This window comes from Helicobacter sp. TUL (genome assembly GCF_002287135.1).
In the GTDB taxonomy this organism is placed as follows: Bacteria; Campylobacterota; Campylobacteria; order Campylobacterales; family Helicobacteraceae; genus Helicobacter_F.
The window spans coordinates 97,140-109,793 of sequence record NZ_NESU01000005.1 but is presented as its reverse complement, the minus strand read 5'-3'; the positions used below and the strand labels follow the sequence as shown (position 1 = coordinate 109,793).

Genomic DNA, 12,654 nt, shown 5'->3' with positions numbered 1-12,654 from the left:
TAGGTATATAGTTTTTGTAGATTCTGATGATTATATAGAGCTTGATGGGTTGCAAACATGTGCTGATATTTTTAGACAACATGATGTTGAACTTGTATCATTTAGTAAGATTATGGCAGTAAATCCTAGCGGTGGAGAACGAAAAGAGTATGGGTATCGAGTGTTTGCAAAAGAGCTTGTAGGCGTATATACACCGCTAGAGATTATTCGTGCTAAAACTCATATACCCATAGCTACAACTTGGGCGTTTATTGCAAAAAATAGCCTTATTTTTGATAATGATATTAGCTTTATTCCATATATTTTTTATGAAGACATAGCATTTTGCACCACTCTTACCATGAAATGTAAGCATATTTATATTAGTGATAAACCATATTATAATTATGTCCTCTCGCCAGATTCTACAATACGTGGAAGATTCACAAGAGCTAAACGCATCAAACAAGTCTATAGCTATTTTATGACACTTTGTTATTTTAGTGCCTTGCATGATACAGAAGAAAATCCAGAATTTAAAGAGTTTTACAGACAAAATTGTGCTTTCTATGCTAAAGATATGATGAAAAGTTTAGGATTTATTGGCTATGCAAAGGATCTTGGATTTAGCAAACAAGATATTGCACCAATGCGCAAATATATGTCCTCTAAACATAGAATCTTATGCTATCACTTTCCTAGAATCTATGGATTTCCAAAGAAATTGCGATTGTGGTTTATGCGATACTTTAGTGCCAAACAATAATCCTAAGAGCACTTCTAAAATCCATCAGGATTTCTTTGCTACAATCCACGCAAAGCTAAACATTGCCTAAAGTGGTTTTTGTGTTGGATCTTTATAAGATTGTATCCCTAATATCACATGGAATTCACATACTTTAAGAAACAATATGATGAAATCCACACAAAGAGCAATGTATGCAAGGAGAATAGATGTATCCAAGTTTGGAAATGATAGAGCAAATTTCAAAGACTGAATATGCGTATGTGCCGGTTGCAAGAGAGATTTACGCGGATTTTATCACGCCTATAGAAGTAGTGCGGATTCTCAAAAAACAATCTAAACATGTCTTTTTACTCGAAAGCGTAGAAGATAGGAAGCAATGGGGACGCTATAGTTTTATAGGGTTTGATCCCAAACTAGAGATTGTGTGCAATGCAGGCAAAACACACATTCGCAATTTATGCGATCGCTCTAGTGTGAGTTATGAAAACCACCAAGATGCCATTAGAGAGATTCTAAAAAACTACAAAAGCCCAAAAGTGGAGAATCTTCCTCCATTTACCGGGGGACTTGTGGGTTACTTTTCGTATGAATACATTGGCTATGTCGAGCCAAAACTCTCTTATTTATTTGGCAAAAGTGATAGTAATGATGTGGATTTGATGCTTTTTGATACGATCATTGCTTTTGATAATTTACAACAAAAGCTATTTCTCATCACCAATATCACACTAGAGAATCTCGCACATTCCTATGCCAAAGCCAATGAATATCTCAAAGATTTAGAAGTGCTTTTGCGTAGCGGGATAAAGGCAGAAATTCCGCCTTTTTGCTTACTTACTCCGCCACAAGCAAAATTTTCCCAAGAGGAGTTTTGTGCTATGGTGCAAAAAGCAAAAGAATATATTTATGAGGGTGATATATTCCAAGTCGTGCTTTCAAATCCACTGCGTGCGCGTGCAAGTGGTAGCTTATTTGATGTGTATAGAGTTTTGCGCACAAGCAATCCCTCGCCATATATGTTTTATTTTGCAAGTGATGATATAGAAATAGCTGGAGCCTCGCCAGAAACACTTGTGAGATTACTAAACCAAGAGCTTTGCACATATCCATTGGCAGGAAGTCGTCCTAGAGGCAAAAATGTAGATGAGGATATGGCACTACAAGAAGAATTATTGCAAGATGAAAAGGAATTAAGCGAACATAATATGCTTGTAGATTTGGGTCGCAATGACATAGGCAAGGTTGCAAAGATAGGCAGTGTGGAAGTGCGATCGTATATGGATGTGGTCAAATACTCTCACATTATGCACATAAGCTCCATAGTAAGCGGAATCCTTGATGAACGCAAAGAAGCCCTTGATGCAATACGCGCTGTTTTGCCAGCAGGGACATTATCGGGTGCGCCAAAGATTCGTGCGTGTGAGATTATCTATGAGTTAGAAAAAAGTCCTCGCGGAATCTATGGTGGAGCCATTGGGTATTTGGATTTTTCAGGCAATATGGATACATGTATTGCGATACGCCTCATATACAAAAAAGATGATGAGGTATGTATACGATCTGGAGCGGGGATTGTCATTGATAGCGATCCAAAAAGTGAATTTTTAGAAACGCTCAACAAAGCCAAAGCGATTGTAGAAGCAGCCAATAAGGCACAAGGTGGTGTTTTATGATTATACTTATTGATAATTATGATAGTTTTTCTTACAACCTCTATCAACTCTTGGGAAGTCTCTATGATAATGTGCGTGTGGTGCGAAACGATGAGTTAAGTGCAAATGCAATTAAGGATCTAAACCCTAAACTCCTTGTTATTTCTCCGGGTCCTGGTAAGCCTCAAGATGCAGGTGTGTGCGTTGAGGCAATCAAACTTTGTGCAGGGACTATACCTATTTTTGGCGTGTGTTTGGGACACCAAGCAATCACTCTCGCTTTTGGAGGTGAAGTGAGTTATGCCAAAAGCATTATGCACGGAAAATCTTCACTCATCAGCATTCACAAAGAAGATACTTTGTTTAAAGGATTGCCCTCACAAATCCAAGTGGCGCGATACCATTCCTTAGCAAGTGTGCGAGATTCACTCCCTGCATATTTGGAAGTATTGGCAAGTAGCGATGATGGCGAGATTATGGCATTAGCCCATAAAACATATCCTATCTATGGCGTGCAATTCCACCCAGAATCTGTCTTGACACCTTATGGAAAAACAATACTTAGCAATCTTTTAGAATCTTGCTAAAATAAAGTGAGGCAGCAATGACATATTTTTCAAGAATTGGTTTTATTTTAGCAGCAGCAGGAAGCGCCATAGGATTAGGCGGTGTTTGGAAGTTTCCTTATGTGGTGGGCGAAAGTGGCGGTGGCGCATTTGTCTTGGTATTTATTGTAGCATTTTTGGTATTTGGTCTTAGCGTATTTATTATAGAAATGATTTTGGGTAGAGCAAGTAGGCAAGATAGTTTTAGCACCTTTGAATCTCTAGCACCAAAAGGAAAAAAATACTATAAATATGGCGGCTTAATGGTCTTTTCTGGTTTGGTAATTTTTTCTTTTTATGTCGTTGTGTTAGGGTGGCTTATGCATTATATGGCATTAAGTCTCATAGGCTTACCAACAACACTTAAATCGACAAAAAATCTTTGGGAGCATTTTACCAATGATCAAATAGGACTTCAGCTATGGTGGCATTTTGTGATTGTGGTATTGTGTGCATATGTGTTGCAGCAAGGTGTCAAAAAGGGCATAGAGCGCCTAAACCTTATCCTTATGCCTTTGTTGCTTATCATTTTTTTGGGGCTTTTGGTATATTCGATGTATCAAGACTCTTTTTTGGCTTCTTGTAAATTTTTATTTACTCCAAATTTTGGCAAACTCACGCCTCAAGTGATTGTCGATGCAATAGGACAGGCATTTTTTTCCCTATCTCTAGGGGTTGGGGTGATTTTGACATATTCAGGATCTATGCCAAAAGAGGGGAATTTTATCAAATCTGCGCTCATTGTTGCACTTCTTAACTTTGTATTTTGTCTTGTAGCTGGTCTTGTAATTTTTACCTTTATCTTTGGATATGGCGCAACACCAGATGGTGGTCCTGGGCTTGTATTTATTTCGCTACCACTCATTTTTGCCAATATGGGTGTAAGTGGTCAGATTATCGCTTTTTTGTTTTTTGTCGCCCTTATTTTTGCTGGCATTACTTCAGCTGTCTCTATGCTAGAACCACTCAATACATGGCTTATTGATCGTTTTTACTTTTCTCGCACCAAAGCAAATATTCTTACTATCAGCGTTGCGTATGGCTTGGGTGTGTTATTGTTGCTTAGTAATACAGCAAACTATCATGAAACATTAAGCTTTTTTGGCAAGACACTTTTTAAGTGGTTTGGGTATATCAGTGCGTCATATATGTTACCATTGGCTGGTGTATTTTTGTGTGTCTTTGTAGGGTGGATACTTCCAAAATCACAAGTATATGCAATGTGTGAGGGATATCTACGCACGATAGCCTTTGAAATATGGTATTTTGTGATAAGATTTATTGCACCTATAGGAATTTTAGCCGCTATGATACAATCAGCCATAAAGGACATGTAACTACTGCGGATAGAAGCACACTGCGGATTCTAAAATCCGCGATGTGATACTAGATAAGTTTTGTGCTTTTGAGAATTGCTTGGAAGCTTTGTGTATCATTCATTGCCATATCAGCCAAAACTTTTCTATCAAGCTCGATATTAGCAAGTTTGAGTGCATGCATAAATTTAGAATAGCTTACGCCATTGCTTCTGCAAGCTGCGTTGATACGAGTAATCCATAAACGCCTAAAGTCTCGCTTTTTACGCTTTCTATCACGGAAAGCATAATACATACTGCGTTCTAGTTGCTCTTTTGCCTTTCTGAAATGTTTGCGACGACCACTATAAAAGCCTCGCGCTAGTTTTAGAATCTTTTTATGTCGTCTTCTTCTAACGACACCTGTCTTTACTCTCATAGTATTCTCCTTTACCTTATTATTTTAGGTGTGAGCCTTTGGCTCGCCTTGCCCTATTGCATACATATGCTTAGGGGAGCTACAGATTCTGTGTTATGCCATACAAAGTAGGTTTTTTACAGAATCAACATTGGTCTTATGCACATAGTGTGGTGCGTTGAGATTCGCCTTTCGTTTTGGGCTTTTTTTTGTCAAGATATGACTTTTAAAAGCACTACCACGCTTGATAGCATTTTTTTTGAGCTTAAAACGCTTGGCGGCACCACGATTTGTTTTCATCTTTGGCATTACATTCTCCTTTCATAAGATTAATTACTATTTTTTAGGGACATACAAAACATTGAGATAGCGTCCCTCAAGTTTTGGTTCTTTTTCTGCTATGGCAACCTCTTCAAGCATTGGTGCGATTTTATTGAGAGTTTCTTTACCTGCATCTGGGATACTTAACTCTCGTTGTTTCAAGAACACTTTAAAACGCACATGCTTACCAGATTCTAAAAATTGTATAGCGTGTTTTACCTTATAATTAATGTCATTTTGTGCAATCTGTGTAGAAAGCTTAATTTCTTTAATCTCAATTTGTTTTTGCTTCTTTTTGGCTTCTTTTTGGCGTTTTTCCTGATGATAGCGGAATTTACCATAATCCATAATCTTGCATACAGGAGGATTAGCATTGGGTGATATAAGCACAAGATCCAAATCCTCTCTTACAGCTATCTCTAATGCTTCTCTTGAGCTCATCACACCATACACATGACCATCATCACCCACACAACGCACTTCTTTGAGGTTTATCTCCTCATTTAGTAATACTTCTTCTTTGCTCAAATACGAACCTCACTTATTTTGGTATATAGCATTGCGATAAATTCTTCCTCGCTCAATGTGTATTGTTCTCGCGTAGTTCTATCTCTAATGGCTAGGATTTTACTCTCCACTTCTTTTTCACCCAAAACCACAATCAAAGGTGTATGCTGTTTTTCAGCGATTCTAATCTTTTTGCCTAATGTCTCATTTTTGTCCAAAATCTCGGCATATGCTCCGCTTTGTTGGATAATTTTCTCACGCAAAGCCTGTGCATATGGTATTTGTGAATCTCCAATAGGTATGAGGCACACTTGCGTAGGTGCGACAAAAAGCGGAAATTCTCCGGCAAAATGCTCTGTCAAAATGGCAATAAATCGCTCAAAACTTCCCAAAATTGCTCTATGAATCATCACAGGCATTTGTGCGCTGTTATGCTCATCAGTATAGCTCAATTCAAAGCGACTTGGAAGATTCATATCAATTTGTATGGTGCCACATTGCCATTTGCGTTTGAGTGCATCGGTGATTTTAATATCAATTTTTGGTCCATAAAATGCCCCACCACCTTCATCAATGCGATAATTTATGTGGTTTTGATCCAAAGATTGTTTCAGTGAATCTGTCGCGCTCTCCCAAACCTCATCGCTTCCGATAGATTTTTTAGGGCGTGTGGATAATTCCATTTCGTAGCTAAAACCAAAAAGCTCCATAATATTTTTTGTAAAGGCAATGATATTATGCACTTCATCTTTTATCTGTGCTGGTGTGCAAAATATATGCGCATCATCTTGTGTGAATTCCCGCACACGCAAAAGCCCGTGTAACACACCACTTTTTTCATGTCTATGCACGACACCATATTCATAAAATCGTAATGGCAACTCACGATAGCTTCTTGGGCTACTTTGATACACTTTGATATGCCCCACACAATTCATAGGTTTTATGCCATATTCTTGATCATCAATGGTCGTAAAATACATATTTTCTTTGTAGTTTTCATAATGACCGCTTTTTTTCCACACATCACTTTTGAGAATCTCTGGACCACGCACAGGCTCATATTCGCGCTCTATAAGGGCTTTGGTAAGTAGATTCTCGATATTGCGACGCAAACGCGCCCCCTTTGGCAACCACAAAGGCAAACCAGCACCTATTTCCTCATCAAAGCTAAAAAGACCCATTTCTTGACCTATTTTTCTATGGTCGCGTTTTTTTGCTTCTTGGATTTGGAAAAGATACTCTTTTAGGGCTTCTTTGGTGCTAAAGGCTATGCCATAGATTCTAGTAAGCATTTGAGCATTTTCATCTCCACCCAAATATGCCCCTGCAATTTTTGTCAGTTTAAAATGCTCCAAAAATTTAGTGTTTGGGAGATGTGGTCCTCGACATAAATCTTCAAAATCTCCCTGTGTATAGAAACTAAAGCTATCTCCCTCTATTTTACTCATCACTGCAAGCTTTAATTCATCATTGGCAAATTTTTCTTGTGCCAAAAGACGAGTAGTTGTGTATTTTTCTATAGGGTAGGCTTTTTGGGCTATTTCCCTCATTTTAGATTCTATAGCTGGGAGATCTTCCTCACCGATTTTATGCGCAACCTTAAAGTCATAATAAAACCCCTCTTCTACCACAGGACCGACAAAAAATTGTGCTTCTGGATAAATGGCTTTGATAGCTTGAGCCATAAGGTGTGCGCAAGAATGGCGTATAATCTCTAAAGAATCTTCGCTATTATCAAAATAAATAGGCTCTCCGCCACTAAGCGCATTTTGCTCGATTGTGCAAAGATCATAAATGTGATTATTGATTTTTTTACCTATTAGTGTTTTACTCATAAAGCCTATACCTTTAGGATTTCATGTTCTTTGTTTTTCAAAACTTCATCAATCTTTTTGACAAATTCATCGGTGAGTTTTTGGACATTATCTTGAGATTTTTTGCTCTCATCTTCTGTAATAGTTTTAGCTTTTTCAAGTTTTTTAAGATGATTGTTTGCGTCTTGTCGGATATTGCGTATTGCCACACGACTTTTTTCCGCCATAGCCTTCGCTTCTTTGGCAATTTCTAAGCGTTGCTCTTTTGTCATTGGAGGGAAATGCAAACGGATTGCTTCTCCGTCGTTATTTGGTGTAGCACCTACATTCGCTTCTTGCAACGCACGCTCAATGTCTTTTAAAAGTGTCTTATCCCAAGGAGTTACAAGAATTGTAGAAGCATCTTGCACCATAATTGATGCCATTTGGCTAATAGGCGTTGGTGTGCCATAATAATCTGCCTTGATAGAATCTATCATAGCGCTCGAAACTCTCCCACTGCGTAGCAAAGAAAAATCTTTCTTTAACACTTGCAGGGATTTTTCCATATTTTCTTGTGTATGTTGTAAAATCTTAGTAATCTCTTCGTTCATTACATTCCCTTAAAAATCTTATTTTGTTTGCGGTATGCTAGTTGGTGCATTTGGCGCACTAGGTGAAGCATTTTCAAAAGGATTATCTCCTTCTTGCACTTGCAATGTAGAGGCTTTAGAATCTGATGCATCTTGTGACTCATCAGTTGGTAATGGCGCGAGATTAGAAGTGCTTTTAGGGGAGATTCTATCAACAACACTTGTTTGACGATTATACATGTAACCAAGTGCGATTGTATTGATGAGAAACAAAAATCCCAAAAACATTGTCGCTTTTGCCAAAAACCCTGCAGGACCTTTCGCCCCAAACATACTTTCATTGCTTCCGCCGTATGCGCCAAGTCCGATACTTGAACTTTTTTGTAATAAAACTACGATAGTAATAAGTAATGTCAAAACAATTTGAATCACGAGTAAAGTAGTCGCCATTATCTCTCCAAAATGTGCAAATAAAGCGCGATTGTAGCAAAAAAAGCTTTAAATCTCATAAATTCTTACAACAAACATGCTCCCTCTTGAAGTCGTGCTCCGACAAGATAAGCATTAATAGGCATTTCTTTTTTGTTTGGTGGTTGCACACTAGCAATTTCTAAATACCCCTGCCTACACCCTATAAGTGCGCTATGTGCAAGGATTTTTATAATTTCTCCCTCTTTATAGAATCCCTGCGCTTCAAAGCCCACAATGTGTGTAAATTTCAAGCCAGATTCTACAAAAACACTAGGCCACCCATAATACGCAAGGTATTTATAATACACTTCTTGCGCATTTTTTAATGTGATTAATCCATCTTGGCGTGTGATTTTGGTGCAATAACTAGAATCTGCATTATTTTGCTCTAATGGCACAAGAGAATGTGTGCGCAAACGCTTTAATACCCCCCAAAGCACTTGTGCGCCTCTTTGGGCTAAGCGTGTGCTAAGAGTGTAGAGATTCTCTCCACAATTTTCTACATAGCCCACACCCAATATCGCACCACAATCTAACCCCAATTCCATTTGCATCACACTCACACCAAAAAATTTTGGTTGTGCAAGGATCATTTCTTGAATCGGACTTGCTCCGCGTAAATTTGGCAAAATAGATGCGTGGAGATTAAGACATGGCGCTATATCCAAAAATGCTTGTGGCAAGATTTGTCCAAAGGCAACGACAAGTATCATATCAGGCTGTAGGGCTTTGATAGATTCTATCGTGTGTGTGTCTATGCGTTGGGGTTGAAAAATAGGAATATCTGGAAACAATGAGCGCACAAATTCTTTAGTTTCAGGAGCTTTTAGCTCTTTTTTGCGCCCAAAGATTCGATCAGGTTGGGTAAGCAAACCAATAATTTCAAGTGTCAAAGACTCTGTATCTGTATGCGCACAATGCAAGAGATTTTCAAAAGCAATTTTGGCAAAGGCAGGTGTCCCAGCAAGTAAGATTCTCATAGTTCTTGTATGCTCCCTAATTATGTAAAGTCCATAACAATTATTTAGAATCTGTTATGCAAGGCAAAGTAGGCAATGTCCCAAAAAGCGTGCCGCTTGTTTGTTTGCCCTCTATCAAAAGTGCGCGAAGCACATCAAGCTTGTTGCCATTGGTAAGAAACATCGATTTTTGACGATCTAGCAAAAAATGCGCAGCCATAAGCTTAGTTACAATGCCACCGGTGGCAAATTTTGCATTTGGTGTGTGTGGTGCTTCTAGCTCTTGAGGTTGTATGTGCGTAACGCGTGGGAGGATTTTGGCATGAGGATCTAGCGTGGGATTTTTGTCAAAATACCCATCAATATCACTTAAAATTACTAAGAGTTGTGCATCAAAATAATGCGCTACATACGCACTCAAACGATCATTATCACCCACAAATTCTGTAAGCGCTGTTGAATCATTTTCGTTGATGATAGGCAGAATCTGATGTGCCAAAAGCGTATCTATGCAATCTTTAGCGCATTTAGTTTGTGTGCGTGAATCAAAGTTGTTTTTGGTAACCAAAATTTGTGCAACCTCTATGCCATAATGCTGAAATGTTGTGCGGTATGTTTGCATAAGCAGTGGCTGTCCGATACTTGCAAGAGCTTGTTTGTTTGATAAAAGCGATTTATCAATTTTTAGTCGCGTATAGCCACTTGCCACCGCACCAGAGCTTACAAGCAAAATATCATAATGTGTGCGTAATTCACAAATAAGTTTCGCAATAGCCTCAAGCTTATTTTCATCAATCATTTCGCCATTAGAAATGTTTGAACTTCCTACTTTTAGGACGATTCTTGGTTTCATTACTTAGCTCCATAGGTTTTGAGATAGTGCGCATAAACACTTGCTATGCCAGATTCTAAGTCAATTGTAGGTTGCCACCCTAATGTTTGTATCTTGCTTGAATCCATAAGTTTTTGGTATGTGCCATCAGGCTTAGAGGTATCAAATACAAGCTCCCCATTAAACCCTACGATATGTTGTATCATACGCGCAAGATCAGCGATACTTATATCGCTACCATAGCCTATGTTGATGTGTGTATTGCGCACCTCATCTTGATTGCCACGCACATCTTTAAAATCTATATGTTCCATCACATACACACACGCCTTTGCCATATCAATGGCATGTAAAAATTCTCTGCGTGGCTTTCCGCTACCCCAAATTTGCACACTTTGGGCGCTAATGCCAAAGCGTTTCAAAAACGCATCTAATTGCTCACCCGATAAATTAGTATCTTTTTGCACAGATTCTCTATCGCCTAGCCAAAGAAGCTTGGCAAGGTGAATCTTACGCAAAAGTGCGGGGAGGACATGGGAAGTGTGGAGATCAAAATTATCATTATTCCCATACAAATTAGTAGGCATTACGCTTAAAAAATTGCACCCATACTGCAGGGCAAAACTCTCACACATTTTTAACCCCGCAATTTTTGCGATAGCATAAGGCTCATTAGTATATTCTAATGCGCTTGTGAGAAGGGAAGATTCTGTAATGGGTTGTGGAGCATTTTTGGGATAAATACAAGAGCTTCCTAAAAAAAGTAGTTTTTTGGCATTGTGTTTGTATGCGTGAAAGATGACATTATTTTGTATAGCAAGATTCTCATAAATAAAATCCGCCCTGTATTCATTGTTGGCAGCTATGCCCCCAACTTTGGCAGCTGCCAAAATAATATACTCTGGCTTATGTATCTCAAAAAAATCCCCCACTGCTCTAAAATCACTCAAGTCTAATTCTTGGTGTGTGTGTGTGATGAGATTACTATAACCACGATCTTGCAAAACCTCCACAATACTAGAACCTACAAGCCCTCTATGCCCTGCGACAAAAATCTTAGAATCTTTTTGCATATACACCCTTTTGACATAATACATCATTGCAAAATGGGCGGTATTGTAGCTAAACTTTGAGTAAGGTTTGCTTATAGCTTTAGGGATTCTTAAAGCATTTTTGGGAAATATTCGCTTAGTTACTACGACAAGGGAATGTATGAAAATTTTAATCTGTATGCTTGGTATTGGCGGTGGTGGTGCAGAAAGAGTGCTAGTAGATTTTTTTCAAGCTTGGGAGGAGCATGCAAAAAATTGGCAAAAAAATTCAGCAACAGAGGGCTTTACGGAAGAATCAAGAATAATAAATCCTAAACAAGATATTGATTTATTTTTGATAGAGAAAAAACCACAAGATACATATCTTGGGTGGTGTGAGGAGCATTTGCACAAAGTCTTTAGTTTTCCTCATATTTTTGGCAAAATACGCTTTTTAAATAAGTTTTGGAAAAGGCGTGTGTTGCGAAATCCTCAATGGATTAACTATTTTATCAAAGAGCAATATGATGTCAATATTGGCTTTTTGGAGGGGATTAGCACCATATATATTTCTCAAAAACATGGGGGCAAAAAAATTGGCTATATCCATACTTCGCTTTCAGAAATACGCGATAATACGCGTGATGAAGCCGAACTTAAAGCCTATCTTGCACTAGATTCAATCATTTGTGTATCACATTATGTCAAAGATTCTCTTTTAAAACTTTATCCGGAATTGGCACATAAGCATATAGTTGTCATTCATAATCCTATCAATACACAAGCAATCACCCTAAAAGCACAAGAACACATACAGCAAATCGAGCAGATACAACGCAATCGCTTTAGCTTTTTGCAGGTAGAGAGACTCACATACCAAAAGGGCTTAGCAACGCTTTTAGAGGCTAATACAATCTTGCAACAAGAAGGCTTAGAATATGATTTATGGCTTGTTGGTGAGGGTGATCGCTACAAAAAAGAACTACTTGCATATATAGAATCTAGCGGCGTTAGAAATGTCAAATTTTTGGGCTTTAAGGAGAATCCTTACGCATACATTAAGGCTTGTGATGTTTTTGTGTTGGCGAGTTATTATGAGGGCTATGGACTTGTCTTGGCAGAATCTTGCGTGCTTGGCAAGGCGATTATAGCTAGTGATATTCCTACTAGCAGAGAAATGCTTATAGATTCCAAGCTTGGTGAGTGTGCAGAATTTTTTGTGTCCAAAGACGCAAGGAGTTTGGCAGATTCGATGCGTAGGCTTTATACAGATACGCGCTATAAGCAAGAATTAGAATCTAAGGCTTTGGCGATTGCCAAAAACTTTGATGTAACAAAAGCACGTAAAGCCTTTGAAGAGATTTTGTTTCAAAAATAAGCACCGATCGCAAGGAGCCAACTTATAGGAAGCGACAAGTTGCAAAAGGCGACAAAGTGCGCTCAAGGC

Annotated in this window: 14 protein-coding genes; 5 read left to right on the top strand and 9 right to left on the bottom strand. The window is 38.4% G+C overall.

Annotated features, from left to right (window positions below; translation table 11 throughout):
* The 4 genes from B9T66_RS08840 to B9T66_RS03855 form a co-directional block, all read left to right on the top strand.
* A partial coding sequence (locus B9T66_RS08840) for a hypothetical protein (RefSeq protein WP_095627671.1) occupies window positions 1-745 on the top strand: 745 nt, incomplete at its 5' end.
* A gap of 188 nt (window positions 746-933) precedes the next feature.
* Entirely contained in the window at window positions 934-2,400 is a 1,467-nt protein-coding gene (trpE, locus tag B9T66_RS03865) for an anthranilate synthase component I (protein ID WP_095627670.1), read from the top strand.
* Complete coding sequence (locus tag B9T66_RS03860) at window positions 2,397-2,966, top strand: anthranilate synthase component II (protein WP_095627669.1); 570 nt, start codon at window positions 2,397-2,399, stop codon at window positions 2,964-2,966. The genes trpE and B9T66_RS03860 overlap by 4 nt, the downstream gene beginning before the upstream one ends.
* Before the next feature lie 17 nt (window positions 2,967-2,983).
* On the top strand, window positions 2,984-4,321 hold the full coding sequence (locus B9T66_RS03855) for a sodium-dependent transporter (protein ID WP_095627668.1): 1,338 nt from the start codon (window positions 2,984-2,986) through the stop codon (window positions 4,319-4,321).
* A gap of 49 nt (window positions 4,322-4,370) precedes the next feature.
* Here B9T66_RS03855 and rplT read toward each other — a convergent pair whose 3' ends face one another.
* The 9 genes from rplT to B9T66_RS03810 all read right to left on the bottom strand — a co-directional run bounded on the left by rplT (window position 4,371) and on the right by B9T66_RS03810 (window position 11,249).
* A complete protein-coding gene (gene rplT / locus B9T66_RS03850; protein WP_095627667.1) occupies window positions 4,371-4,718 on the bottom strand; it encodes a 50S ribosomal protein L20 in 348 nt (115 codons plus the stop codon).
* Window positions 4,719-4,811: 93 nt separating this feature from the next.
* The gene (gene rpmI / locus B9T66_RS03845) at window positions 4,812-5,006 is read right to left on the bottom strand and encodes a 50S ribosomal protein L35 (protein ID WP_095627666.1); all 195 of its coding nucleotides are present in this window, start codon (window positions 5,004-5,006) and stop codon (window positions 4,812-4,814) included.
* A 27-nt stretch (window positions 5,007-5,033) separates the two neighbouring features.
* Window positions 5,034-5,546: a translation initiation factor IF-3 gene (infC, locus tag B9T66_RS03840; protein ID WP_095627665.1), complete on the bottom strand. Its 513-nt coding sequence runs from the start codon at window positions 5,544-5,546 to the stop codon at window positions 5,034-5,036.
* Window positions 5,543-7,363, bottom strand: coding sequence for a threonine--tRNA ligase (gene thrS / locus B9T66_RS03835; RefSeq protein WP_095627664.1), 1,821 nt, complete (start codon window positions 7,361-7,363; stop codon window positions 5,543-5,545). Before thrS ends, infC begins: the two co-directional genes overlap by 4 nt.
* 5 nt (window positions 7,364-7,368) lie before the next feature.
* The gene (gene frr / locus B9T66_RS03830; protein WP_095627663.1) at window positions 7,369-7,935 is read right to left on the bottom strand and encodes a ribosome recycling factor; all 567 of its coding nucleotides are present in this window, start codon (window positions 7,933-7,935) and stop codon (window positions 7,369-7,371) included.
* 18 nt (window positions 7,936-7,953) lie between these two features.
* On the bottom strand, window positions 7,954-8,364 hold the full coding sequence (gene secG / locus B9T66_RS03825; protein WP_095627662.1) for a preprotein translocase subunit SecG: 411 nt from the start codon (window positions 8,362-8,364) through the stop codon (window positions 7,954-7,956).
* A gap of 65 nt (window positions 8,365-8,429) precedes the next feature.
* On the bottom strand, window positions 8,430-9,365 hold the full coding sequence (locus tag B9T66_RS03820) for a methionyl-tRNA formyltransferase (RefSeq protein WP_095627661.1): 936 nt from the start codon (window positions 9,363-9,365) through the stop codon (window positions 8,430-8,432).
* Between the two features lie 40 nt (window positions 9,366-9,405).
* Window positions 9,406-10,197 carry a glutamate 5-kinase gene (proB, locus tag B9T66_RS03815; protein ID WP_095627660.1) on the bottom strand — a complete coding sequence of 264 codons (792 nt, stop codon included), beginning with the start codon at window positions 10,195-10,197 and terminating at the stop codon, window positions 9,406-9,408.
* A complete protein-coding gene (locus B9T66_RS03810) occupies window positions 10,197-11,249 on the bottom strand; it encodes a GDP-L-fucose synthase family protein (RefSeq protein ID WP_095627659.1) in 1,053 nt (350 codons plus the stop codon). The genes proB and B9T66_RS03810 overlap by 1 nt, the downstream gene beginning before the upstream one ends.
* A gap of 139 nt (window positions 11,250-11,388) precedes the next feature.
* Between B9T66_RS03810 and B9T66_RS03805 the strand changes: the two genes are divergently transcribed.
* Window positions 11,389-12,585, top strand: coding sequence for a glycosyltransferase (locus B9T66_RS03805; protein ID WP_257874582.1), 1,197 nt, complete (start codon window positions 11,389-11,391; stop codon window positions 12,583-12,585).
* Window positions 12,586-12,654 lie beyond the last annotated feature (69 nt).

What these genes read in the sequence shown, in the direction of transcription:
- trpE (WP_095627670.1), top strand. Translation starts at nt 934, where the DNA reads ATGTATCCAAGTTTGGAAATGATAGAGCAAATTTCAAAGACTGAATAT.
- B9T66_RS03820 (WP_095627661.1), bottom strand. Translation starts at nt 9,365, where the DNA reads ATGAGAATCTTACTTGCTGGGACACCTGCCTTTGCCAAAATTGCTTTT.
- thrS (WP_095627664.1), bottom strand. Translation starts at nt 7,363, where the DNA reads ATGAGTAAAACACTAATAGGTAAAAAAATCAATAATCACATTTATGAT.
- frr (WP_095627663.1), bottom strand. Translation starts at nt 7,935, where the DNA reads ATGAACGAAGAGATTACTAAGATTTTACAACATACACAAGAAAATATG.
- secG (WP_095627662.1), bottom strand. Translation starts at nt 8,364, where the DNA reads ATGGCGACTACTTTACTCGTGATTCAAATTGTTTTGACATTACTTATT.
- rpmI (WP_095627666.1), bottom strand. Translation starts at nt 5,006, where the DNA reads ATGCCAAAGATGAAAACAAATCGTGGTGCCGCCAAGCGTTTTAAGCTC.
- rplT (WP_095627667.1), bottom strand. Translation starts at nt 4,718, where the DNA reads ATGAGAGTAAAGACAGGTGTCGTTAGAAGAAGACGACATAAAAAGATT.
- B9T66_RS03810 (WP_095627659.1), bottom strand. Translation starts at nt 11,249, where the DNA reads ATGCAAAAAGATTCTAAGATTTTTGTCGCAGGGCATAGAGGGCTTGTA.
- proB (WP_095627660.1), bottom strand. Translation starts at nt 10,197, where the DNA reads ATGAAACCAAGAATCGTCCTAAAAGTAGGAAGTTCAAACATTTCTAAT.
- B9T66_RS03855 (WP_095627668.1), top strand. Translation starts at nt 2,984, where the DNA reads ATGACATATTTTTCAAGAATTGGTTTTATTTTAGCAGCAGCAGGAAGC.
- B9T66_RS03860 (WP_095627669.1), top strand. Translation starts at nt 2,397, where the DNA reads ATGATTATACTTATTGATAATTATGATAGTTTTTCTTACAACCTCTAT.
- B9T66_RS03805 (WP_257874582.1), top strand. Translation starts at nt 11,389, where the DNA reads ATGAAAATTTTAATCTGTATGCTTGGTATTGGCGGTGGTGGTGCAGAA.